The following is a 24,150-nucleotide window of genomic DNA, read 5'->3' as shown; positions in this document are numbered from 1 at the left end:
CATGGATGCGACCGTGACGCCCGACATCATCCTGAAACTCTCGAACGTCGAGAGCTACTATGGGCCGATCATGGCGATCCGCGGCATCTCGCTGGAGGTGCCGCGCGGCCGTATCGTCGCGCTGCTGGGCGCCAACGGCGCCGGCAAGACCACGGTGCTGAAGACGATCTCGGGCATTCTGGACCCGCAAAAGGGTTCGATCGAGTTCATGGGCAAGCCGATCCAGCGCATGGAGGCCGACCGCATCGTGCGGCTCGGTCTCAGCCATGTGCCCGAAGGACGCGAGGTTTTCCCGTTCCTGTCGGTGCGTGAGAATTTGATGATGGGCGCCTATCCGCGGAAGGATCGCGACGGCGTCGCGGAGGATCTGGAACGGGTCTACGGCTATTTCCCGCGCCTGAAGGAGCGAATCAACCAGGCGGCGGGCCAACTCTCCGGCGGCGAGCAGCAGATGCTGGCGATCGGGCGGGCGCTGATGAACCGGCCGACGCTGTTGCTGCTCGACGAGCCCTCGCTCGGTCTGTCGCCGATCCTGGTGAAGGAGATTTTCACGATCATCCGCCGCGTCAACGAGGAGCAGGGCATGTCGATCCTGCTGGTCGAGCAAAATGCGCGCGTGGCGCTGGAGACGGCGCATTACGGCTACGTGCTGGAGATCGGCCGCGTCGTCATGAACGACAGCTGCGACCGCTTGATGCATTCGCAGGATATCCAGGAATTCTACCTCGGCGCCAAGGAAGCCGGCGCGCGAGGCGAACGGCGCTGGAAAAAGAAGAAGACGTGGCGATGAAAGACTTGCGTTAGAGCGACAAGGAGGAGACGCGCATGGCCCGACCGGCGGTGCTGACGGTCGCCGATACGATCGCGAAGAGCTTCCTGCGCGCAGCAGAGCTGCGCGGCGACCGGCCTGCGATCCGTGCGAAGACGTTCGGCATCTGGCAGCCGACGAGCTGGCGCGAATGGCTGCAAATCTCCAGGGAAATCGCCTACGGCCTTCGCGCGATCGGCTTCATGCCCGGCGACGTCGCCTCGATCATCGCGAACGCCGTGCCTGAATGGGTCTACGCCGACATGGGCATCCTCTGCGCCGGCGGCGTCTCCTCCGGCATCTACCCCACGGATGCGTCGGCCCAGGTGGAGTATCTCATCAATGATTCCACGACGCGGGTGATCTTCGCCGAGGACGAGGAGCAGCTCGACAAGATCCTGGTCTGCCGCAGCCGCTGTCCCAGCCTGCGACGGATCGTCGTGTTCGACATGGAGGGCCTCCGCGGCTTTTCCGATGACATGGTGATGTCGCTCGACGAATTTCGCGCGCTTGGCCGCAATCACATGGTCGGCCGCGAAGCACTGTGGCAGGAGATGATCGACAGCCGCAGCGCCGGCGATCTTGCCGTGCTCGTCTATACCTCGGGCACGACGGGGCCGCCCAAGGGCGCCATGCACGCCAACCGCAGCGTGACGCACCAGATGCGTCACGCCAACGATTTCATCCCGGCGCGCGAGGACGAGGACCGGCTGATCTTCCTGCCGCTCTGCCACGTCGCCGAGCGTGTCGGCGGCTACTACGTCTCGGTGGCGCTCGGCTCCGTCATGAACTTTGCCGAGAGCCCGGAAACCGTCCCGGACAATCTGCGCGAGGTGCAGCCGACGGTATTCCTCGCGGTCCCGCGCGTCTGGGAAAAGTTCTATTCGGCGATCACGATCGCGCTGAAGGATGCGACGCCGTTCCAGCAATGGGCCTACCGCCGCGCCATCGCGGTTGGCTATCGGATGGTGGATTGCCGGATCGAAGGCGGGACGCCGCCGCTGGGCTTGCGCATCGCCAACCGCATCGCGTACCGCCTCGTCTTCCGCAACATCCGCCGCATGATCGGGCTCGACCGCTGCCGCATCGCCTTCACGGGGGCTGCTCCGATCGCGCCGGATCTGATCCGCTGGTATCTCGCCCTCGGTATCGACATGCACGAGGTCTACGGCCAGACCGAGAATTGCGGCGTCGCCACCATGATGCCGGCGACGCGCATCAAGCTCGGCTCGGTCGGCACCGCCGTGCCCTGGGGCGAGGTCGCGCTGTCACCCGACGGCGAGATCCTGATCAAGGGCGACTTCCTGTTCATGGGCTACCTGAACCAGCCGGAGAAAACCGCGGAGACGATCGATGTCCGCGGCTGGCTGCACACCGGCGATGTCGGCACCATCGACAATGAGGGCTTCGTCCGCATCACCGACCGGATGAAGGACATCATCATCACCTCGGGCGGCAAGAACATCACCCCGTCGGAGATCGAGAACCAACTCAAATTCTCGCCCTACATCTCGGACGCCGTGGTGATCGGCGACAAGCGGCCGTACTTGACCTGCCTCGTGATGATCGACCAGGAGAATGTCGAGAAGTTCGCCCAGGACCACGACATCCCCTTCACCAACTACGCCAGCCTGTGCCGTGCGAGCGAAATCCAGGACCTGATCTGGCGCGAGATCGAAGCGGTCAACGCGAACTTTGCCCGCGTCGAGACCATCAAGAGATTTTACCTGATCGAACGCCAGCTCACGCCGGAGGACGAGGAACTGACGCCGACCATGAAGCTGAAGCGCAATTTCGTGAACAAGCGCTACGCCGCCGAGATCGACGCGATGTATCGCCAGCGCGCGGTCGCGTGATGTGCATCTCTGGAAGAAAGCGGAGGAGCCGTGGCCACGCCCTTCGTGCAACATGGGCCTCAAGGAGGAGACGTCGATGTCGAGATCGTTGAAAGCGTTCGGCCTTGCTGTGACTGCGGTGGCGCTCACCTGTCTGCCGGCCGCGGCGCAAACCAAGGTCACCAATGAAGGCATCTTCCCCGCCGAGATCGTCATTGGCACCCACCAGGACCTGTCGGGGCCGATTAAAGGCTGGGGCGTGCCGGTCTCCAACGGCATGAAGATGGCGGTCGAGGAGATCAACGCCGCCGGCGGCGTCAATGGCCGCAAGATCCGGCTGGTGATCGAGGACAGCGGCTACGATCCGAAGAAGGCGGTGCTGGCGTCGCAAAAACTGATCGAGCGCGACAAGATCTTCGCGATGGTGGGCGCAATGGGATCGCCGACCGTGCTGGCCGCGCAGGACATCCTGCTCGATGCCGGCGTGCTTCAGCTGTTCCCGCTGACGGCGGCCGAGTTCACCTTCAAGTTCGATCCGGCCAAGCCGCAGGAGCGGCTGAAGTTCAACAACCTCCTGCCCTATGTCGAGAGCACGCGCGCGGCGCTGAAATACATGATGGAGTGGAAGAGCTTCAAGAAGCCCTGCATCATGTATCAGGATGACGAGTACGGAAAGAACGTGCTCGACGGCTTCAACCAGCAGCTCACCACCATGAAGGTGCAGCCGGCCTCGGTCACGAGCTACAAGCGCGGCGCCTCCGACTTCAGCGCGCAGGTCGCCAAGATGAAGTCCGACGGCTGCGATCTCGTCGTGCTCGGTGCGGTTCTCCGCGAACCGATCGGCGCCATGACCGAGGCCAGGAAGCTGGGCTGGGAGGTCACCTTCCTCGGCGCCACGCCCACCAACGTGATGGAGGTGCCGATGCTGGGCAAGGAGGCCGTCGAAGGCCTCTACGCCGCGTCCGGCTTCGAGATCCCCTATGAGGACACCGCCAAGGGCAAGGTCCACGACTGGCTGATCAACTACAAGAAGATGTTTGGCACCGACGCCAACACGCAGGCCATCATCGGCTACAATGCGGTGATGACGTTCGCGTTCTATGCGGACAAGGCCGGCAAGGACCTCACCGGACAGAAGATGCTGGACGCGCTGGAGTCGGGCGAAAAATTCCTCGACATCTTCAACTCGCCGCCGACAAAATTCTCCAAGACCGACCACCTCGCCAACACCATCACCCAGGTGCAGCAGGTCAAGGGCGGTCGCTGGGTGCTTGTGAAGGACAATCTGATGTTTTGATCTCTCACCTCGAAGACGGTGCACCCTCGCCCCTTGTGGGAGAGGGTGGATCGCCGCGAAGCGGCGAGCCGGGTGAGGGGTATCTATCCTCACGAGCAGTGTTGCAAGTGGAAAGAACCCCTCATCCGGCGCTTCGCGCCACCTTCTCCCACAAGGGGAGAAGGGAAGAAAAGTTACGACCCCCCGCCAGCCGTTCCCGAGCTCACCGGCGCGAGCGCGTCCTCCCGGCAGCGCCAGCCGTCGGCGGCCTTCACGAACGCGAACGTCCGCTGGATCCGCAGGCGGCGCGTGACGTTGAAGGCAGCCGAGGCACGCACCTTGTCGGCTGTGCCCGGTTGCGGACGGCCGGTGCTTGCGTCCCAGCAGGTGCCGGTGCAGGTGGACGCGACCTTGCTGCAAGTCGTGAACGGCGCCAGCACGACCATCTCGATCTCGCCGGTGACCTGCGCCTCCTGGTCATTCACCTGGCTGTCGAGCGCGTAGACGCGGTTGATGCGGAGGAAGCTGCCGCACGAATTGGCGGCGTGAATCCGCGCGGCGCAGAAGTCGACGGCGTCGGTGTCGGGCTCTTTAGCCGCGACCTGGCGGCCGAACACCTTCTTCGGATCGCCCTTGGCGGCCGCGATCTCGTTGGTCTTGCGCTTCAGATAATCGACAAGGCAATCTTCCGCGGAGCCGAGCTCCTCGAGCGGTACGTTCTCCTTGCCGACCAAATTGCACTTGCGGTCGCGCTCGCGCGTCCATCGGCCATATTCCGCAAAGGCAAAGCGCGCCGCGGTCGGGTCCAGCTTGCCGATCAGTGCGAGCACCTGGCCGTTGAGCTCGGTCTCGGCGAGTGCCAGCGACGGGTCCGCGCAGATCAGCGCGCCGGCCGCCGTGTCCGCCGCCAGGCAGTCGAAATCCGGATCGCGCAGTATCGCGGCGCGCTCCTCGGTCACCTTGAGCAGGCAGGCCTTCACCCGGTCGAAATCGTCGTCGCGGATCGCGCTCTGGCCGACGATACCGCAGCCGAGATTGCGCTGGCGGATCCAGATCGCGTTTTCCTCGATCGCCGGCAGGCGGTCGGGCAGCCGGGCGAGCCGGGCCTCGACCGCGGTCGAGAGCTTCTCGGCGGCGGCCGACAGCTCGCTGTCGCCGCAGAACAGTTGATTGCCGGGATCGCGGATCGCCTGGCAGTTGTTCCTGTCGAACAGCGGCAGCCGGTCGGCGATGGAGCGGTCGGATGCGCCGGCCTGCGCGAAGCCTGATGCTGCCGGCAACGCCAGCAGCGCAAGCATGGTCAGCACCATCAACCGCATTACAATTCCCCAACCGCATTCCAATTGGCATGGCCATCGCCATGCTAGCGTCCGGGATCACGCGGCGCAAATCAGGTCAATGCGCTTCGGGCATCGCCATCGTGAACTGCACGGGCTCGCCGACATATTTCAGCACGGCGGACTGATAGAGCACGAACAGCGGCTGGTAGCTGCGTGCGTTGTCGTCCTCGACCATCGCCATGCGGCGGTTGTCGAGCATCAGCCAGTGGCCGTCGAGCTTTGCGGCGACGACCGCGTGCTCCTCGCCGGCCCTGACATCGCGCACAACGACGATGCGGAGGTCGTCCGCGGCAACGCCGGCGAGCCGCAGCGCGGCGAGCTTGGCGATGGCATAGTCCTCGCAATCGCCGGCGCCGCGCGCGAAGGTCGCGAGCGGCGAACTCCAGACGTCGTCGGCACCGTCATTTTCGGCGCGGATGGCAAGATTGACGGCGCGGTTGGTTTCGCCGAGGCGGGCGCGGCCCTCGCGCGTGCGGGCCTGATCGACGATGGCGAGCAGCTTCAGCGCCGCGGGCGAGGCGCAATTGTCGCGGTCGCCGTCGCACAGCGCAAGCTGCACCATGTCGTCGTCGAGCTTGTCCTTCAACGCGAACCATTTCTGCCGCAGGCTTCCGCCTGAAATGGCGAAGGCGAACACGCCGAACGGCTCGGCGGATTTGCGCACGAGCACGCCTGCGCCGGGCGACAGCAATGTGCCGGCACGAAGATCGGCGGCCGATCCGAACAGGATCAATCCGCACAGGACAAGGATAGCGCGCCATGCGCGCGAGCGAGCCGCGGTCTCCATCTGACATCCCCTTTCCGGCTTCGCCAGGTCCCCCTCGACCTCGACGTGCCGGGCTTGTTGCTTTCGCGGAGATAGTGCGAGGCGGCCGGTTTTGTTCTGCTTAACGCGCGCAGGCAGGGGCCCAAAACCGTGTGACAGGCTGAAGCGGGCCTGTCTGAGTTCCGTAAAATTTGACGGATCGGGAGCTGGGAGGGGCCCGGATACCGCGAAACGGACCCAGTTGCAGGCTTAAGTTGCCTGCTGGCCGAATCTGCGCCTATGGCTAATGACCCGCTATTTCACGGGTTCTGTTAGTTAGGTCACAGATTTAACTCCGTATTTGCCACAGTATGTCTCGGGGCACTGCGAAGAAAAGATGACATAAGTATCCGCTCTCGAATTTATACTTTCGGATACTGGGGATGGCGGAAAATGCATTCAAATAAACAGCGATATACTTACGACTCCGTCCAGAATTACTCTGGCTTCTCTACGGATGTCGCTGTAGGCATAGTCGCTGACAGCCAAGTCACGCCAAATCACACAAGCAATAGATGGTTTCGCTAAGGACTTGGTAATGATATGCAAGCTTAGGCGGTCGATACTTTCATAAATATTAACCCTTTTTCGGTGCCCGATTGAATTACGCTGGCAAATTTGACGCCGCGCTCTCATTGGATGGCCAGGGCCTCCGCTCGCCCGCCTCCGACCATATCGATTCCTTTACCGCCAAGGCGCATGGCCACGTGCCGCAAGGCGCGGTGGTGATCGAAGATCCCAATCTGATCTTTCATGGCGACTTCAAGCGCACGGGCCTCGATCTCGTGCTCTCGCATGACGGCCACGAGTTCGTCGTTCACGATTATTTCAAGGGCGACAAGCGCGCGGCGATCGCATCGCCCGACGGCGCCCATCTCACCGGCGACATTGTCAGTGCGCTCACCGGTTACGTTCAGGTCGCGCAGGCTGCGCCCGGCGCCGCTGCGGCGCAGGTCATCGGCCACGTCACCAAGCTGACCGGCAGCGCCACCGCGATCCGCAACGGCGTCTCGGTCGTCCTGAACAACGGCGACAACGTCGAGAAGGGCGACGTGGTCTCGACCGGTTCGGACTCGACGCTCGGCGTCACCTTCATCGACGGCACCGTGTTCGGCCTGTCCTCCAACGCGCGGATGGTGCTGAACGAGATGGTCTACGACCCCAACGGGTCGAACAATTCCTCGCTGCTCAGCCTGGTCGCGGGCACCATCACCTTCGTCGCCGGCGAGACCGCCAAGCACGGCGACATGAAGATCGACACGCCGGTCGCCACCATGGGCATTCGCGGCACGGCGGTGCTGACCGAGATCAACTTCATCGTTCCCTCCGGTGGCGGCGACCCGCAGCCGCAGGCGAACTTCCAGGTGCTGGTCGAGCCGAACGGCACCACCGGCTCATACATCCTGTTCGACAAGCTGACGCTGCTGCCGATCGCGACGGTCAACCAGGCCGGCCAGATGATCCAGATCAGCGGCGGCAACGTCTCGGTCACCAATGCGTTGCTGTCGCCTGATGTGCAGAAGCTGATCACCGATGTGTTCACGCTGAAGTTCACGGACAACGGCACCAACACCAAGCTCACCACCAACTTCACCGACAGCATCTCGCAGACCGGCAACATCGTCACGATCACGACGCCGGACGGCACGAAGGCGCAGGCGACGTTCACCAACACCGTCAACGTCGGCGGCGGCCCGGGTCAGGGTGGGGGGCAGGGCGGGGGGCAGGGCATCGACCGTATTCCCGGCGCGCCGAAAGCGTCGAGCCTCGATTCCCACGGCAATGTCACGTCGAAATTCTCGCTGACGGAGCAGGCGGACGCGACCGCGGACCGCTCGTACAAGATCGGCCACGTCGGCGAGGCCGTGGGTCCTGATTCGGTGTCCGGCCAGATCACGTTCCTTGATTTCAATCTCGGCGACCGGCCGACGGTGTCGGTGGATCTCGCCGGAGCGCCGAACTACGTCTATCAGGACGCCGGCCAGCACGATGTCACCGCCTCGCTTACCGCTCTGCAGAAGCAGGACATCGCGGCGACGGAGATCAAGCTCAGCGTCGTTGCCGACGGCGGCAACGCCAACAACGGTTCGGCGGTCTGGACCTACAAGGTCCCCGACCATGCCTTCGATTTCCTGGCTGCCGGCGAAAAGCTGACGCTGACCTACATTGTCAGCGTCGATAACAATTTCTCGGTCAATCGCGAAACCAACACCTTCCCGATCACCATCACGATCACGGGCACCAACGACGAGCCGGTGATCACGACGAGTGTCCCGACCATCACCTTCGCAGGCGGCACCAGCACGCAGGGCGGATCGCTGAAGAGCGAGGTCCCGACCTCGGGTACGCTGACCTTTACCGATGTCGATCTTACCGATACGCACACGGTGTCGCTGTTCGATTTCAGCGCGGCGCTGCCCGACGGCACCGTGCCCGAGAGCATCTACAAGTTTCTCAAGGGTGCCTTGCTGCTGTCGATCGATTCCGGTCACGACAGCACCGGGACGGGCACCGGATCGGTCACCTGGTCGCTGAAACAGATCCCGGTCTACCTCGCCGACTTCATCCCGCAGGGTGAGGTACTGACGTTGACCTACACCGTCAGAGTGACTGATTCACAAGGTGCGACCTCGGACCAGACCATCACGGTCACCATCACCGGCACCGATGCGCCTGCCGTGGTGTGGATCGCGACGAGCCAGCCAGGCGGCCCCTCGGGTGGCTTCTGGAAGGACGGCGTGAACTGGGAAACCGGCAACGCGCCGACGAGCAGCGATGACGTCATCGTCATCACCGACCAGCTGGTTGGACTGACGCCGTCCTATCCCGTCACGATCGATGAAGCGGCATTCGCCAAATCGCTGACGATGAACAATTTCGACACCACCCAGGGCCACACGGTCCCGGAGGTGATCAACAAGAGCACATTGACGATCAACCAGACGCTGACGCTGAAGGCTGATTCACTGCTCACCAATCTGGCGGCAGGCGTCATTTCGGTTGGCGGCGCGGCGGAGTTTTTGGAGACGAGCGTCCTTGCCAATTCCGGATATCTGACGCTTGCGGGCGGCGGCAAGTTCGACGTCGGCACCTCGATCACCAATTCCGGTACCATCGAGCTGTCAGGCGGTACGCTGACCACGCTGACAGAGATTCACAATGCCGGCGGTATCATCAAGGTCGACGCGGGCGCACTCACCAAGCTGATCGTCAACGCCGCGACGATCGATGGCGGTACCGTCACCATCCTCGGTACGCTCGAGCTCGACGGCACCAGCCTGATCGAGAACGGCGCGCTGAACAATTCCGGCGCCGTCAAGGTCGAGGGTGCGGTCGAGTTTGCGAACGAGACCGTCTCCAACGAGCCCGGCGGTACGATCGAGGTGTTTGCCGACGACGTGCTGAAGCTCGATCAAGGTTCTAGCGTCTCGAATCAAGGTCACATTAACGTCGATACCAACGGCACGTTGAGAGTCGATGACGCGACTATCGATGGTGGAGGTTCGGTCGTCGAAGCCGGGGCGCCTCACACTGTCCACGCAGGTTCGGATGGTGGCGCGGTTACGATCTCTGGGGTGCTCGAGTTGGCTTATTCCAGCGTGCTTAAGAACGGTTCGCTGGACATTCAAGCCAGCGGCAAGTTCCTATCGACGGGTACAAACATTCTAGAAAATGAGGTCGCTACGAGTAACGGTATGATCGAGGTCAAAGACGGGAGTCTCACATTTGATGCCTCATCGTCAATCACCACCACTGGTACATTTGAAGTAGATGGTGGGAGCCTTGTGATCTTAGGCACGTTTTCGGGTGTGGCGACCATCGTTGGTAGCTCGCTAATGGAGCTAGGTTCGGCATCGTCGTCTGCCTATGCGTCGGCTAGCGTCGTGTTTGAGGCCGAATCCAGCGGCGTTCTTCAACTAGATTACTCCACGTCGTTTGGCGGCACGATTGTTGGGTTAGACGACAATCGGCTTGATCTCGTTGATTTCGGATCGAGCGGGGTCCATCTCAGCTATTCAGGGACTCTCAGCGACGGTGTGCTCACAATCACCGACGGGACCAATACGGCCCACGCGGCGCATTTGCATTTATCAGGAGATTATCAGGGATCGAGCTGGGCCGTCACCGAAGATGGACACGGCGGAATTTATGTGACCGAAGCTGCTGGAAAGCTCGTGGGTGTCGACACGAGCGGCAATGCTGTGGAAGGCCGCGGTCTTCAAGCACTTGTGACCGATGGGGGACGCGCGGTCACGGACGTTCACTATCAGTGGCAACTCGATGGTCATGACATCCAAGGTGCAATCGGGGCGACCTATGTGCCGACAGCGTTGGATGAGGGAGGTCATCTCTCGGTCTCGATCAGTTTCACAGATTACCTCAATCATCCCGAAACGAGCGTGATTGCCGCCGGCGTTGTACAGGAGGATTCGACTGAGAACGCTTCGATCGAACTCGATGGTCTCGTTAGCAATCGACCGATCGAGGGCGAACAGATCGTTGCGATCGTGACCGATTCCGACGCTCCGTCGAGCGGTATCAGATATACATGGACAGTCGACGGCAAGATCGTACACGCGGGGATAGACGACCAAGGTCAAATCTATACGCCGGCTCATCAGGATGGCGGAGGTGTGCTGGCAGTCGCGGTGTCATTCGTCGATACTCACGGCTTCCAAGAATCTGGCACGCTGGCTGCGGGCACCGTGCAGGCGGAACCAGGTGTAATTGACGTGAGCTCGCCGGGCGATCACACGCTCGCCACGGGAAGCAGTTTCGAAAGGATCCATTTGAGCAACATCGGTCATGACACCATCGACGTGGGGTCAGGAGGTGTGCAGGTCGCTATCCACAATGATGGGCAAGCTACATTTGTCTTGGCGGCTGGCGTAAGTGCAAACGGATCCAACTTCATCTACTTGGATGGTGCGGGTCTGCCAGCGTCCGAAGACCCGAGCCCTAACCAGCGGGGTTCGTTTATCTTTAGGGGCTTCGATCAGGCTACGACAACTATTACCGTTACTGATCTGGCGATCGATCACGGCTCCAATCAACATCAGAAGGTCGCTGTCGCGGATGCCACGGGGCACGATCTGTTCTTCTACGTTGCCGTGAATTCTGGCGCTGACGGTCACTTTCATCTGCTCACGCACGACAACTTCATGATTCAGTAGCTTTGTGGTGACGTTGTCGCGGCAATGGTAGCCGCGAGGTGGTCCATGCTCCCGGCAGAAAATCCACAATCCTCCGTCTTGAGGAATAACCAAGCGCGCGCGGAGGCTGCATGATTGGCCCCGGTGACGCGATGCGCGGCAGGAAGCTGAACCAGCATGAAACGTCTTAAAATCCTGCGGCGGTGGTTCGCGCGAAAGTTCGGCTTGGCGCGGCTGTTGTGCCTTGGGCTGCTGGTCGTCTTTGCAGCCTTGCGCGTCTGGGATCCGCCGCCGGTGCAGGAGCTGCGGCTGCGCACCTTCGACATCTTCCAGCTGATCGATCCCCGTCACAAGACGGTGCGGCCGGTCACTATCGTCGACATCGACGACAGGAGCCTCGCCAAGTTCGGCCAATGGCCGTGGTCGCGCACGCGCATCGCGGATATGATCCAGAATCTCACCACCAACGGCGCGGTGGCGATCGGCTTCGACGTGGTATTTTCTGAGGCGGACCGGCTCAATCCGGATCTGGTGGCCGGCCAGATGCGCTATCTGGATGATGCCACCCGCGCCAAGCTGCGTGAGCTGCCGAGCAACGACCAGATACTCTCGGATGCGATCAAGCGTTCGCGCGTCGTGCTCGGCGAGACCGGGCTGCCGGAAGTGGGGTCCGAGCTCGACAAGACGCTGCCCTTCACCGGCGTCGCGACGGTCGGCGAGGAGAATGCCGAAAAATTCCTGTTCGAATATGACGGCCTGCTGCGCAACGTGCCCGTGATCGAGAGAGTCGCGGCCGGCCGCGGCCTGTTCTCGATCCGCACCGAGCGTGACGGCCTGATCCGCCGCGTGCCGATGATCATGCGCGCCCAGGGCAACATCATGCCCTCGCTCAGCCTCGAGATCCTGCGGGTCATCACGGGAACGCCGACGCTGCTGGTTCGCACCGACAAGACCGGCATCCGCGCCATCCGCCTCAAGGGCGTCGAGATCCCGACCGACAAGTACGGCCAGCTCTGGGTGCATTACGCCCGCCGCGACCCCTCGATCTACGTCTCGGCGGCCGACGTGCTCGACAACACCGTGTCGCCGGGCAAGATCAACGGCAAGCTGGTGCTGATCGGCACGTCCGCGGCCGGGCTGAACGACATCAAGACGACGCCGGTGTCCTCGACCATGCCCGGCGTCGAGATTCACGCCCAGGTGCTCGAAAGCGTGCTGAGCGGCGCGGTGATTTCCCAGCCGAACTACGCGCTCGGCGTCGAGCTGCTCGCCGCGATGATCATCGGCATTCTCGTCATCATCTTCACGCCGAATCTCGGCCCCGTCCGGCTGGTGCTGGCCGGCGCGGGGTTCGCCGCGGTTCTGGTCGGCACGTCCTGGTTCTTCTACGCGCAGTACCGCTATCTCATCGACTTCACCTATCCGCTGCTGTCGACCACCGCGATCTATCTGACGTTCATCTTCGCGAGCTTCGTGCGCGAGCAGCGGCAGCGGAAGGAGATCCGCGGCATCTTTGCGCAATACATGTCGCCCGTGCTGGTCGAGCAGATGGCGCAGTCGCCGGAGAAGGTCGTGCTCGGCGGCGAAGAGCGCGAGTTGACGATCATGTTTTCCGACGTGCGAGGCTTCACCACCATTTCGGAGAGCTACAAGCATGATCCGCAGGGGCTCATCGCCCTGATGAATCGTTTCCTGACCCCGCTCACCGACGTGATCATCGAACAGAAGGGCTACGTCGACAAATACATGGGCGACGCCATCATGGCGTTCTGGAATGCACCGCTCGACGATGCCAGGCACCAGGTCAATGCCTGCGAGGCCGCGATCCAGATGCTCGAGAAGATCGACGTGGTCAACAAGGACCGCGAGCAGGAAGCCGCCGACGGCGGCCACGTCTACATTCCGCTCAATGTCGGCATCGGCCTCAACACCGGCATCGGCGTGGTCGGCAACATGGGCTCCGACCTCAAGAAGAACTATTCGGTGCTCGGCGACAGCGTTAATCTCGCCTCACGCCTGGAAGGCCAGACCAAGGAATACGGCTTTCCCATCATCGTCGGCTCCCGCACCGCGCTCGCCGCCAAGGACAAGTTCGCGATCCTCGAGCTCGACTTCATCATGGTCAAGGGCAAGACCGAGCCGGAGGTGATCTACGCCATTGCCGGCCGCGAGGACGTGATGCATTCGGCCGCGTTCCAGCGCCTGCGTAACATCACCATCGAGATGCTCGGCTGCTACCGCGGTCGCGACTGGCAGGGCGCACTCGACGCCATCGAACGCGGCCGTCGCAGCGAGGATGCCGACACGCTGGAAAAGCTGTTCAAGCTGTACGAAGCGCGCATCAAGGAGTTCCAGGTCAATCCGCCGCCGGAGGGCTGGAACGGGGCGTTTGCGCTGCTGACGAAGTAGGGGCTGGATATTCCGCTGTCGTCCCGGCGCAGGCCGGGACCCATACTCCGCAGCAGGAGTTGTTGTGCGAAATCGGAGTTGGCGATCTCCGCCAAACCTCATTTCGTGGTTATGGGTCCCGGCCTGCGCCGGGACGACAGCGTTTCCTGACGTAGGCAGACTTGCCTCACTCCATCCCGATCGTCGTCAGATCCTGGAACCAGTGCTGGGCCTGCACGAACTGCTTCACCTTCGGCGACAGCGCATGCGGGTTGGTGTCGTGGACGACCCAGACCAGTGCGGCATCGTCGACGATCAGGGCATGCGCCTGCGCGATCAGCTCGTCCTGCTTGGCGGTGTCGAACGTCTGTTTGGCCTCATTGATCAGCGCGTCGACTTTCGGGTTCTTGTAGCCGCCCCAGTTGACGCCGACAGGCGCGATCTGGTCGGAAGCGAAGAAGCGGACGATGGCGTAGAGCGGATCGGAGGTGACATAGGCGATGTTGTTGGCGGTGATGCCGGCGTTCATCTCGTCGGCCGCGCCCTTGCGCCAATGGGTATAGAGCGTCTCGAGCTCGACCACCTTGAAGTCGATGTCGATGCCGATCTCCTTGAAGCTCTGCTGCAGGAATTCGTTCATCGGCAGCGACAGCATCTGGCCGGTGCCGCCCTGCGCGATGATGAAGGTTGTCTTCAGCGGTTTTGCTTTTGAATAGCCGGCCTCCTCGACCAGCTTCTTCGCGGCAGCCAGATCATATTTCAGCTCGAATGTCGGCTTGCCGAACCAGGGGCTCGACGGATCGACCTGGCCCTTGGCGGGCTTCGCAAGCCCATTCATCAGGCCGACGACTTCGTCGCGGTTGATCGCAAGGTTCAGCGCCTTGCGCAGGCGGATGTCGGTCCAGGGCGAGCCCGGCAACACGCTGAGATGATAGTTCCAGACATGCGGCGTGACGTTGTCGACGATCTTCATGCCGGCGGCTTTGAGCTGCGGTACGGCATCGGGCGCCGGCGTCTCGATCAGGTCGACTTGCCCTGCGAGCAGCGCATTGGTGCGCGTCAGCGCCTCCGGCATCGGCACCAGCACCAGCTTGTCGACCTTGGGGATGCGCTTGGGATTCCAGTAGTCCGGATTCTTGCTGAGCTCGGCAAGCTCGCGCGGCACGAGCTTCGTCAGTTTGAACGGCCCGGTGCCGGAAGGCTGGCTCGCGAACTTGTCCCAATCCTTGCCGAGCTTTTCGTATTGCGCCGGGCTCGACACCAGGAACCACAGCATTTGATAGGGGAAGAAGGAGTCCACGGTCTTGGTCGTGATCTCCACGGTGAAATCGTCGATCTTGGCGTAGCTGGCGACGGAAGGCAGGCGGGTCTTCACCTGCGCGCTCTGGCGCTTGTCGAATTGCGGCGCCTTGTCGTTCAGCACCTTGTCGAGATTCCAGATCACCGCGTCGGCGTTGAAGTCGCTGCCGTCGTGAAACTTCACGCCTTTGCGAAGCGTGAAGCGCCACTTCGTCTTGTCTGAAACATCGACCTTCCACTCGGTGGCGAGGCCCGGCACCAGCTTGCCGGGACGGTCGGCGACGTCCATCTCCCAGGCGACCAGCGGATCGTAGATCGTGTAAGCCGTGAATTGATACGCGCCGGCGCCGCGATCGGGCTGGCCCGTCGTCAGCGGAATATCCGCCATCGAGATGCCGTAGCGCACCACCGTTTCGGCGCGCGCCGAGATTGCGAATGATGCCAGCGCAAGTACGGCGAGACAGGTCGTTAAGCGGATACGCATGGCCCAAAGCTCCAAGTGAAGACTCAAGAGAAAACTCAAGCGGAATTCAGGGCTGAACCTGCAATCTTGATGCCAGAATAGGCAGCGCGGTCCTGTTGCAGGCGCGCGATCACAAGGACTTGTCGCCGCAGGGGCAATTTGCAGAATAAGTTTCCCCTTTGGCACAGCCATTGCATACCGTTGCATCAAAATTAGTCACCGGTTTCAGGAAAAGGACGAAGGCAATGCTTATCAAGACAACCGCGCGTGCAGCATTGATCGCTGCGCTCGCCTTGGCGACTGCGGCTGCGTGGCCGCGCGCGGCCAGCGCGGAGACGGTGCTCCGCATCGGCATGACCGCCGCCGATATTCCGCGCACGCTGGGTCAGCCGGATCAGGGTTTTGAAGGCAATCGCTTCACCGGCGTCACCATGTATGACGCGCTCACCGGCTGGGATCTATCGTCCGCCGACAAGGCCAGCGTGGTGATCCCCGGCCTTGCCACCGAGTGGAAGGTGGATGATGCGGACAAGACCAAATGGACCTTCAAGCTGCGTCCCGGCGTCACCTTCCACGACGGCACGCCGTTCAATGCCGATGCTGTGGTGTGGAACGTCGACAAGGTTCTGAAGCAGGACGCGCCGCAGTTCGATCCGAGCCAGGTCGGCGTCACCGCGACGCGCATGCCGACGCTTGTCTCCGCGAAGAAGATCGACGACATGACGGTCGAGCTCACCACCAAGGAGCCCGACAGTTTCCTGCCGATCAACCTCACCAACCTCTTCATGGCGAGCCCGGCGAAGTGGCAGCACTTCTACGAGAAGGCTGAAGGCGCAGACGCCAAGGCCAAGTCGCAGGCTGCCTGGACCGCCTTTGCCAAGGACGCTGCGGGCACCGGCCCGTGGAAGATGGCGGGCTTTACCCCGCGCGAGCGGCTCGAGCTCGTCAAGAACGCCGATTACTGGGACAAGGCGCGCGTGCCCAAGATCGACAAGATGGTGCTGTTGCCCATGCCGGAAGCCAATGCGCGCACGGCGGCGCTGCTGTCCGGACAGGTCGATTGGGTCGAGGCGCCGGCGCCGGACGCGTTGCCCGAGCTCAAGCAGCGCGGCTTCAAGCTTTACGCCAACGAACAGCCGCATGTCTGGCCGTGGCAATTCTCGCGCGTCGAGGGCTCGCCCTGGAACGACATCCGCGTGCGCAAGGCCGCCAACCTGTGCGTCGATCGCGAGGGCCTCAGGGACGGGCTGCTCGCCGGCCTGATGGTGCCTGCGACCGGTACGTTCGAGCCCGGCCATCCCTGGCGGGGCAAGCCGACCTTCGAGATCAAGTATGACAAGCCGGCCGCGCAGAAGCTGATGCAGGAAGCAGGTTTTGGTCCGACCAAGAAGCTGACCGTGAAAGTCCAGACGTCTGCTTCGGGTTCGGGCCAGATGCAGCCGCTGCCGATGAACGAATATCTCCAGCAGGCACTCGCCGAATGCTATTTCGACGTGCAGCTCGACGTGATCGAGTGGAACACGCTGTTCACCAACTGGCGTCGCGGCGTCAAGGACCCTTCCGCCAACGGCGCCAACGCGACCAACGTCACCTATGCGGCGATGGACCCGTTCTTCGCCCTGGTGCGCTTCCTGCAATCGACCATGGCGCCGCCGACCTCGAACAATTGGGGCTACATCAACAATCCCAAATTCGACGAGCTCGTGAAGAAGGCGCGGCAGACCTTCGATCCCGCCGCGCGTGACGCTGCGCTCGCCGAGCTGCATGCGGCTTCCGTCGACGACGCGGCCTTCCTCTACGTCGCCCACGACGTCGGCCCGCGCGCCATGAGCCCGAAGGTGACAGGCGTGATCCAGCCGAAGAGCTGGTTCATCGACTTCTCGCCGATCGCGATGAAGTGAGGCGAGCACCGCTCTATCGTTACGTCATGCCCGGGCTTGACCCGCCTGCGCAGCCGAAGCGGCTTCGGCCGCGCAGGCGGGACAAGCCCGGCGATGACGGCATCTATGCGCTAACCTGAGTAACCAAACGTGCTCGCCTACATCGCCAGACGCATCGTCTATGTCATCCCGATCATCATCAGCGTGGCGCTGGTGTGCTTTCTGCTCGTGCACATCACGCCCGGCGATCCGCTGGTTGCGGTGCTGCCGGCCGATGCCTCGCAGGAGCTCGCAGCGCAGCTCCGCGCCGCCTATGGTTTCGACCGGCCGCTGCCGGTGCAGTTCGGCCTGTGGCTGCTGCGCGCGCTGCACGGCGATCTCGGCAATTCCATTGCGACCGGCCGCCCGGTGCTCGCCGAAGTCATGCGCGCCGTCGGCAACACCGTCACGCTCGCGATTGCCGCCGCCATCATCGGCTTCACCATGGGCATCCTGCTCGGCCTGATCGCCGGCTATTTCCGCGAGACCTGGATCGACAAGCTTGCGACCTCGTTCGCCATCGCCGGCGTCTCGGTGCCGCATTACTGGCTCGGCATGGTGCTCGTCATCATCTTCTCGGTAGAGCTGAACTGGCTGCCCGCGGTCGGGGCCGGACCCAACGGCTCCAACTCCTGGGCCTGGGATTGGGACCACCTGAAATATCTTGTTCTGCCGGCGATCACGACGTCGGTGATCCCGATGGGCATCGTCACCCGCACGGTGCGCGCACTCACCGGCGACATCCTTTCACAGGATTTCGTCGAGGCCTTGCGCGCCAAGGGCCTGCATGAGCGAGGCGTGTTCCGACACGTCATCAAGAATGCCGCGCCGACCGCGCTCGCGGTCATGGGGCTGCAGCTCGGCTACATGCTCGGCGGCTCGATCCTGATCGAAACCGTGTTCTCCTGGCCGGGTTCGGGCTTCCTGCTCAACTCCGCGATCTTCCAGCGCGATCTGCCGTTGCTGCAGGGCACGATCCTGGTGCTCGCGCTGTTCTTTGTGTTCCTCAATCTCCTGGTCGACATCGCGCAAGCCGCGATCGATCCGCGCATCAAGCGGGGCTAGAGCAATGAGCCCAGCTATATCCACGAATGTAGTGAACTCCCTCCCCCGCCTGCGGGGGAGGGTTGGGGAGAGGGTGTCTCCTCTCGCGATAACCCCCCAGAGGGCAGAACCCTCACCCGGCGCGGGACGATGCTTCGCATCGCCCGGAACGCGCCGACCTCTCCCGCAAGCGGTAGAGGTTAAGCGAGCCTGTGGCGCGCGCCGCGCACACCAAGACGAATCGGGAGCCCGCAGATGAGCGATCTTCCGCTCTCAGCCACCACCGATGCCGTGCTCCAGGCAGCGCCCGCGACCAAGGCGCGCGGCTATTGGACGACCGTCGGCCGGCGCATCCTGCGCGACAAGGTCAGCATGGCCTGCGCGATCGTGCTGCTGCTGATCTTCGCCTCGGCGGTCCTCGCGCCGTGGCTAGGGCTTGAAGATCCCTACAAGGGCTCGATGATCCGCCGCCTCCGCCATATCGGCACATCAGGCTATCCGCTCGGCACCGACGAGCTCGGCCGCGACATGCTGGCGCGGCTGATCTATGGCGGGCGGCTGTCGCTGGTCATCGGCATTTTGCCTGTCATCCTCGCCTTCTGCATCGGCACCTCGCTCGGCCTCGTCGCCGGCTACATCGGGGGCAGGATCAACACGGCGATCATGCGCACGATCGACGTGTTCTACGCCTTTCCGTCCGTGCTGCTGGCAATCGCGATCTCCGGCGCGCTGGGGGCCGGCATCGTCAACTCCATCGTGTCGTTGACCGTCGTGTTCGTGCCGCAGATCACCCGCGTCGCCGAAAGCGTCACCACCGGCGTGCGCAACATGGATTTCGTCGAAGCCGCGCGCGCCTCGGGTGCAGGTCCCTTCACCATCATGCGCGTGCACATCCTTGGCAACGTGCTGGGCGCAATTTTCGTCTACGCGACCAGCTTGATCTCGGTCTCGATGATTCTCGCCGCCGGTCTCTCCTTCCTCGGCCTGGGGACAAAACCGCCGGAGCCGGAATGGGGCCTGATGCTCAACACGCTGCGGACTGCCATCTACGTCAATCCCTGGGTTGCGGCGTTGCCGGGTGCGATGATCTTCGCGGTTTCGATCTGCTTCAATTTGCTGTCGGACGGCCTGCGCAGCGCCATGGACATCAGGAATTGAGATGATGAAAAGGACGCATGCTACCACAGCGGCGGTGCCACACCTCTCCCAAAGGGAGAGGTCGGATTGCATCGCCAGATGCAATCCGGGTGAGGGGTTACGCTCCACCGAGTTTGCCGCGCCCCCTCACCCGGCGCTACGCGCCGACCTCTCCCCGATGGGGAGAGGTGAAGGACAGCGCCCATGACGACAACTGAAACCGTCGCCATGCTGGAGCCGATCGAAGACCTTGGCGGCGCCGCTCAGCCGTTGCTCCAGGTCAACGGCCTGACAAAACACTTTCCGGTTCGCGGCGGCCTGTTCGCCGCCAAGCGCACCGTGCGGGCCGTCGACAACGTCTCCTTCTCCGTCGCCAAGGGCGAGACCGTCGGCATCGTCGGCGAGTCCGGCTGCGGCAAGTCGACCACCGCGCGTCTGCTGATGCATCTGATGCCGCGCGATACCGGCGACATCATCTATGACGGCATGACCGTCGGGCAATCGCTGAGCTTGCGCGAGCTGCGCCGCGGCATGCAGATGGTGTTCCAGGACTCCTACGCCTCGCTCAATCCGCGCCTGACGATCGAGGAATCGATCGCGTTCGGACCAAAGGTCCACGGCATCGCCGATGGCGCCGCGCGTGCCCTGGCGCGCGAGCTGCTCGGCAAGGTCGGCTTGGTCCCCGCAAACTTCGCCAACCGCTATCCGCACGAGATTTCCGGCGGCCAGCGCCAGCGCGTCAACATCGCGCGCGCACTGGCGCTGTCGCCGCGGCTGGTGATCCTCGACGAAGCCGTCTCAGCGCTCGACAAGTCCGTTGAGGCGCAGGTGCTCAACCTGCTTGCCGACCTCAAGCGCGAGTTCGGCCTGACCTACCTCTTCATCAGCCACGATCTCAACGTCGTCCGCTACATCAGCGACCGCGTGCTCGTGATGTATCTCGGCGAAGTCGTCGAGCTCGGCCCCGTCGACCAGGTCTGGGACAGTCCGGCGCATCCCTATACGCGCGCGCTTCTTGCTGCGATGCCGTCTGCCGATCCTGACAGGCGCACCGAACAGCCGCCGATCTCGGGCGATCCGCCCAATCCGATCGATCCGCCGCCGGGCTGCCGCTTCCATACCCGTTGCCCGTTTGCGGAGCCGCTCTGCGCAAATGCGACACCAAAGCTCACCGCGCTGGATAATATGGGCCACGAGGCCGCGTGCTACATGGCCATTCCGGGATCAGGCCATAGCCGTGCGCCCACGGAGGAAAACGCATGACGAGACCCACGACGAAGGAAATCCAGGCGACGGCGCAGGTCGCAGGCATTCCCGTGAACGACGAGATCGCGACGCGCATCTCCAATTCGATCGGGCCTGCCTTCGAAGGCTTTGCGGCCATCGCCGGCACGCTGCCGTTCGATCTCGAGCCCGCGCTCTATCCGCTCGCGCAAGCCGTGAAGGTGCCGAAATGAGCACTGAGCCCGCCCTCATGACGCTCACCGAGGTCGCACGCGCGATCGCGATGAAGCAGGTGTCCTCGCATGAGGTGACGCGCGCGCTGTTGCACCGCATCGCGCAATGGCAGCCCCATCTCAACGCCTTCATGTCGATCGAGTCGGAAGCCGCGTTGAAGGCGGCAGATAGCGCAGACGCCGAGCTGGCCGAAGGCAAGCTCCGGGGTCCGCTGCACGGCGTGCCGCTCGCGCACAAGGACATGTATTACGATGCCGGCAAGGTCTCGACCTGCGGCTCGCTGATCCGCCGCGATTTCGTGCCGACGGTGACGTCAACCGCGCTGCAGCGGTTGAAGGATGCCGGCCAGATCCGCCTCGGCACGCTGCATCTGGCGGAGTTTGCCTATGGCCCGACCGGTCACAACGCCCATTACGGCCCGGTGCGTAATCCCTGGAACGTCGCGCATATCACCGGCGGTTCGTCCTCCGGCTCCGGCTCGTCGGTCGCGGCGCGCCTGACTTATGCGGCGCTTGGCTCCGACACCGGCGGCTCGATCCGCATGCCCGCGCATTTCTGCGGCGTCACGGGATTGAAGACCACCGTCGGCCGCGTCAGCCGCGCCGGCGCGATGCCGCTGTCGCAATCGCTCGACACGGTTGGCCCGCTCGCGCGCACCGCGGAAGATTGCGCGCTGCTGCTGGCGCTGATGGCCGGCCCCGATCCCGAAGATGCGACTTGCAGCCACGAGCCGCTGTCGGACTATGTCGCAGCAACCAGGGGTTCGCTGAAGGGCCTGAAGATCGGCGTGCCAGCCGCGTTCTATGTCGACGATCTCGACAGCGAGGTCGCGCGCGTGCTGGACGAGACCATCGCGGTGCTCAAGCGCGAGGGCGCTGATATCGTCAAGGTCGAGCTGCCCGACCAGCGGCAATTGTCCGCGGCAAGCCAGCTCGTGCTCGCGGCCGAAGCCGCCGCCTTCCACAAGCGCTGGATGATCGAGCGGCCGCAGGATTATGGTCCGCAAACCTTGATGCGGCTGCAGAACGGCCTCGCCGTTCCCGCCATTACGTATCTCGAGGCGATGCGCTGGCGTGGCCCGGCGCTTGCCGCGCACAATGCGGCGGTCTCTAGCGTCGACGCGATCATCGCACCGGCCTCGCCGATCCCGGCGCCGACGATCGAGGAGAGCGATGTCGGCGGCGGACCGAACGCACCGGCCCTGTTGCAGCGGCTGACGTTGTTCACCCGCCCGGTGAATTTCCTCGGCCTGCCGTCGCTCACCGTTCCATCCGGCTTCACCGGGACCGGACTGCCGATCGGCATGCAGCTGATCGGCCGCTCCTTCGACGAAGCGACCCTGCTGACCATCGGTGCCGCCTTCCAGCGCGTCACCGATTATCACGATCGATTGCCAAAACTGCCGTCATGACAAAGCTCGTCGAGATCTCAGGCCTCAATATCCGCTTCACCGGTGAGCGCACGGTCTACGCCGTGAACGATCTCAATGTCTCGCTCGGTGACGGCGAGGTGCTGGGCCTGCTCGGCGAGTCCGGTTCGGGCAAGAGCGTGACCCTGCGTGCCTTGATGCGGCTGTTGCCGAAGAAGCGCACGCAGATCACGGGCTCGGTCAACGTGATGGGGCGGGACGTGCTTGCCATGAACGACGAGGAACTGTCGTCGTTCCGCGGCCAGACCGTCTCGATGATCTTCCAGGAGCCGGCGCTCGCGCTCGATCCGGTCTACACCATCGGCGCGCAGATCGCCGAAAGCGTCGTGCGCCACGAAGGCAAGAGCCACGCGGAGGGCAGGGCGAGGGCACTCGAAATGCTCGATGTCGTGCGCATCCCCTCGGCCAAACGGCGACTCGATGCCTATCCGCACGAAATGTCCGGCGGCATGCGTCAGCGCGCCATGATCGCGCTGGCACTTGCCTGCCGTCCGAAGATCCTGCTCGCGGATGAGCCGACCACGGCGCTCGATGCCACCGTGCAGATCCAGATCCTGTTGCTGCTGCGCGAACTGCAGCGCGAGTTCGGCATGTCCGTCATCTTCGTCACCCACGATATCGGCGTCGCCATCGAGATCTGCGACCGTGTCGCGGTGATGTATGCCGGCCAGATCGTGGAGCAGGGGACCTTGCGCGACATCGTCCGGACACCGGTGCATCCCTACGCCAGGGGCTTGCTCGCCTCCACCACCCATGGCGCCAAACGGGGCGCCCGCCTCGAAACCATCCCCGGCACCCCGCCGTCGCTGGCCGAAAAGCCCCAAAACTGCTCCTTCGCCCCCCGCTGCAGGCTCGCCGAACCCCGCTGCCTGGAAAAGCTACCGCCGAACGTCGAGGTCGGCCCGGGGAGGGCGGCCAGGTGCGTGCTGGCGGGGCCGGTGCCGGCGTCGTAGGCCGCTGCGCTCACGAACTCGAAAATCCTGAGCCTCAAGACGGGGTTGCCGGGCTTTGCCGGGCAGCATCGGCAGGCAGATGTTCTACTGTGCATGGGGTTGTTTTTGTCATTTTGCCGGCGTTGCCGGTCGGCGGGGACGAACGGAACACCCATTCAGACCCCATTCATCCCGGTTCCGCTTCCATGCCCGCGTTAACGGAGAGGGACTTCACCTTATGTATATTTCTGGCCAAAGCCTCATCGTCATCCTGTTCGTCGGCCTTGTCGCCGGCTGGCTCGCTGGCAAGGTCGTGCGCGGCGCCGGGTTCGGGATCATCGGCGACATCGTCATCGGCATCGCCGGCGCGTTCGTCGCGACTTTCCTGTTCCCGAAGCTCGGCATCCATATCGGCGTCGGGCTGGTCTCGGAGATCATCTATTCCGCGATCGGCGCCGTGATTCTGCTGCTGGTGGTCCGGCTGATCCGCGGCGGCGGCCGCTTCTAGCGAATCAGATCGATCGGAACCTCAAGCCTCTCCCCAGCGCTGGGGGGAGGCGCTTGCATCTGCCATAAAAAGCCGCAAAGACTGTGAAATACCGGACTTGCGGATCAGGCCGCCGTGGGTAGATGTGGCTGGGCCTGGATTAATTCGACTGCGTTGCATGCGGGGAGAACCCGATATTAATCCGGGGCGACTACGCCTCGATTTACCTTTGAATTCAGGGGTCTTGCCCCTCACCCGAAAGAGATCAGACTGATGGCAGCCGTTCCCGGCCTCCGCCGTTCAGAGCTCGGTGATGCGCTGCGTGCCTGCCGCACGGCGTTCATCGGCGTCGGCTTGATGAGCTGCATGATCAACCT

At 63.1% G+C, this 24,150-nt stretch carries 15 protein-coding genes and 1 pseudogene; 13 read left to right on the top strand and 3 right to left on the bottom strand.

Annotated elements, in window-relative coordinates; genetic code table 11:
* Position 1: 1 nt before the first annotated feature.
* The 3 genes from JQ621_RS34140 (at position 2) to JQ621_RS34130 (ending at position 3,940) form a co-directional block, all read left to right on the top strand.
* Entirely contained in the window at positions 2-790 is a 789-nt protein-coding gene (locus JQ621_RS34140; protein WP_212241491.1) for an ABC transporter ATP-binding protein, read from the top strand.
* A 35-nt stretch (positions 791-825) separates the two neighbouring features.
* Positions 826-2,664 carry an AMP-dependent synthetase/ligase gene (locus JQ621_RS34135; RefSeq protein WP_212241489.1) on the top strand — a complete coding sequence of 613 codons (1,839 nt, stop codon included), beginning with the start codon at positions 826-828 and terminating at the stop codon, positions 2,662-2,664.
* Between the two features lie 76 nt (positions 2,665-2,740).
* Positions 2,741-3,940: an ABC transporter substrate-binding protein gene (locus tag JQ621_RS34130; protein WP_212241487.1), complete on the top strand. Its 1,200-nt coding sequence runs from the start codon at positions 2,741-2,743 to the stop codon at positions 3,938-3,940.
* Between the two features lie 173 nt (positions 3,941-4,113).
* Here JQ621_RS34130 and JQ621_RS34125 read toward each other — a convergent pair whose 3' ends face one another.
* Both JQ621_RS34125 and JQ621_RS34120 read right to left on the bottom strand, forming a co-directional pair.
* Positions 4,114-5,238, bottom strand: a complete 1,125-nt coding sequence (locus tag JQ621_RS34125; protein ID WP_212241486.1) for a lysozyme inhibitor LprI family protein — start codon at positions 5,236-5,238, stop codon at positions 4,114-4,116.
* A 76-nt stretch (positions 5,239-5,314) separates the two neighbouring features.
* On the bottom strand, positions 5,315-6,046 hold the full coding sequence (locus tag JQ621_RS34120; RefSeq protein WP_212241485.1) for a transglutaminase-like cysteine peptidase: 732 nt from the start codon (positions 6,044-6,046) through the stop codon (positions 5,315-5,317).
* A gap of 617 nt (positions 6,047-6,663) precedes the next feature.
* Between JQ621_RS34120 and JQ621_RS34115 the strand changes: the two are divergent.
* Positions 6,664-9,651 (top strand): annotated as a pseudogene (locus tag JQ621_RS34115) (VCBS domain-containing protein); the annotation flags it as partial.
* Positions 9,652-11,394: 1,743 nt separating this feature from the next.
* A complete protein-coding gene (locus JQ621_RS34110) occupies positions 11,395-13,626 on the top strand; it encodes a CHASE2 domain-containing protein (protein ID WP_212241483.1) in 2,232 nt (743 codons plus the stop codon).
* Between the two features lie 166 nt (positions 13,627-13,792).
* Here JQ621_RS34110 and JQ621_RS34105 read toward each other — a convergent pair whose 3' ends face one another.
* Positions 13,793-15,388 (bottom strand): ABC transporter substrate-binding protein, encoded by a 1,596-nt coding sequence (locus JQ621_RS34105; RefSeq protein WP_212241482.1) that lies wholly within the window; start codon positions 15,386-15,388, stop codon positions 13,793-13,795.
* 224 nt (positions 15,389-15,612) lie between these two features.
* Here JQ621_RS34105 and JQ621_RS34100 point away from each other — a divergent pair, with 224 nt between their 5' ends.
* The 8 genes from JQ621_RS34100 to JQ621_RS34065 all read left to right on the top strand — a co-directional run bounded on the left by JQ621_RS34100 (position 15,613) and on the right by JQ621_RS34065 (position 23,794).
* The gene (locus JQ621_RS34100; RefSeq protein WP_212241481.1) at positions 15,613-17,268 is read left to right on the top strand and encodes an ABC transporter substrate-binding protein; all 1,656 of its coding nucleotides are present in this window, start codon (positions 15,613-15,615) and stop codon (positions 17,266-17,268) included.
* A 129-nt stretch (positions 17,269-17,397) separates the two neighbouring features.
* Positions 17,398-18,351 (top strand): ABC transporter permease, encoded by a 954-nt coding sequence (locus JQ621_RS34095; protein WP_212241480.1) that lies wholly within the window; start codon positions 17,398-17,400, stop codon positions 18,349-18,351.
* A 234-nt stretch (positions 18,352-18,585) separates the two neighbouring features.
* Positions 18,586-19,488, top strand: a complete 903-nt coding sequence (locus tag JQ621_RS34090) for an ABC transporter permease (protein ID WP_212241478.1) — start codon at positions 18,586-18,588, stop codon at positions 19,486-19,488.
* Between the two features lie 183 nt (positions 19,489-19,671).
* The gene (locus tag JQ621_RS34085) at positions 19,672-20,730 is read left to right on the top strand and encodes an ABC transporter ATP-binding protein (protein WP_212241476.1); all 1,059 of its coding nucleotides are present in this window, start codon (positions 19,672-19,674) and stop codon (positions 20,728-20,730) included.
* A complete protein-coding gene (locus tag JQ621_RS34080; RefSeq protein WP_212241474.1) occupies positions 20,727-20,924 on the top strand; it encodes a hypothetical protein in 198 nt (65 codons plus the stop codon). The genes JQ621_RS34085 and JQ621_RS34080 overlap by 4 nt, the downstream gene beginning before the upstream one ends.
* Positions 20,921-22,336, top strand: coding sequence for an amidase (locus JQ621_RS34075; protein WP_212241472.1), 1,416 nt, complete (start codon positions 20,921-20,923; stop codon positions 22,334-22,336). Before JQ621_RS34080 ends, JQ621_RS34075 begins: the two co-directional genes overlap by 4 nt.
* The gene (locus tag JQ621_RS34070) at positions 22,333-23,307 is read left to right on the top strand and encodes an ABC transporter ATP-binding protein (RefSeq protein WP_212241470.1); all 975 of its coding nucleotides are present in this window, start codon (positions 22,333-22,335) and stop codon (positions 23,305-23,307) included. The genes JQ621_RS34075 and JQ621_RS34070 overlap by 4 nt, the downstream gene beginning before the upstream one ends.
* A 217-nt stretch (positions 23,308-23,524) precedes the next feature.
* The gene (locus tag JQ621_RS34065) at positions 23,525-23,794 is read left to right on the top strand and encodes a GlsB/YeaQ/YmgE family stress response membrane protein (protein WP_212241469.1); all 270 of its coding nucleotides are present in this window, start codon (positions 23,525-23,527) and stop codon (positions 23,792-23,794) included.
* Positions 23,795-24,150 lie beyond the last annotated feature (356 nt).

Source organism: Bradyrhizobium manausense (genome assembly GCF_018129685.1).
Taxonomy (GTDB): domain Bacteria; phylum Pseudomonadota; class Alphaproteobacteria; order Rhizobiales; family Xanthobacteraceae; genus Bradyrhizobium; species Bradyrhizobium manausense_D.
Note: the sequence above shows the minus strand (reverse complement) of the source record. Positions and strands in the feature narration are given on the sequence as shown.

Bases quoted from the DNA above. Each gene is read 5' to 3' on its own strand.
- JQ621_RS34120 (WP_212241485.1), bottom strand. From the start codon at position 6,046: ATGGAGACCGCGGCTCGCTCGCGCGCATGGCGCGCTATCCTTGTCCTG.
- JQ621_RS34130 (WP_212241487.1), top strand. From the start codon at position 2,741: ATGTCGAGATCGTTGAAAGCGTTCGGCCTTGCTGTGACTGCGGTGGCG.
- JQ621_RS34135 (WP_212241489.1), top strand. From the start codon at position 826: ATGGCCCGACCGGCGGTGCTGACGGTCGCCGATACGATCGCGAAGAGC.
- JQ621_RS34125 (WP_212241486.1), bottom strand. From the start codon at position 5,238: ATGCGGTTGATGGTGCTGACCATGCTTGCGCTGCTGGCGTTGCCGGCA.
- JQ621_RS34075 (WP_212241472.1), top strand. From the start codon at position 20,921: ATGAGCACTGAGCCCGCCCTCATGACGCTCACCGAGGTCGCACGCGCG.
- JQ621_RS34080 (WP_212241474.1), top strand. From the start codon at position 20,727: ATGACGAGACCCACGACGAAGGAAATCCAGGCGACGGCGCAGGTCGCA.
- JQ621_RS34140 (WP_212241491.1), top strand. From the start codon at position 2: ATGGATGCGACCGTGACGCCCGACATCATCCTGAAACTCTCGAACGTC.
- JQ621_RS34100 (WP_212241481.1), top strand. From the start codon at position 15,613: ATGCTTATCAAGACAACCGCGCGTGCAGCATTGATCGCTGCGCTCGCC.
- JQ621_RS34065 (WP_212241469.1), top strand. From the start codon at position 23,525: ATGTATATTTCTGGCCAAAGCCTCATCGTCATCCTGTTCGTCGGCCTT.
- JQ621_RS34070 (WP_212241470.1), top strand. From the start codon at position 22,333: ATGACAAAGCTCGTCGAGATCTCAGGCCTCAATATCCGCTTCACCGGT.
- JQ621_RS34085 (WP_212241476.1), top strand. From the start codon at position 19,672: ATGACGACAACTGAAACCGTCGCCATGCTGGAGCCGATCGAAGACCTT.
- JQ621_RS34110 (WP_212241483.1), top strand. From the start codon at position 11,395: ATGAAACGTCTTAAAATCCTGCGGCGGTGGTTCGCGCGAAAGTTCGGC.
- JQ621_RS34105 (WP_212241482.1), bottom strand. From the start codon at position 15,388: ATGCGTATCCGCTTAACGACCTGTCTCGCCGTACTTGCGCTGGCATCA.
- JQ621_RS34090 (WP_212241478.1), top strand. From the start codon at position 18,586: ATGAGCGATCTTCCGCTCTCAGCCACCACCGATGCCGTGCTCCAGGCA.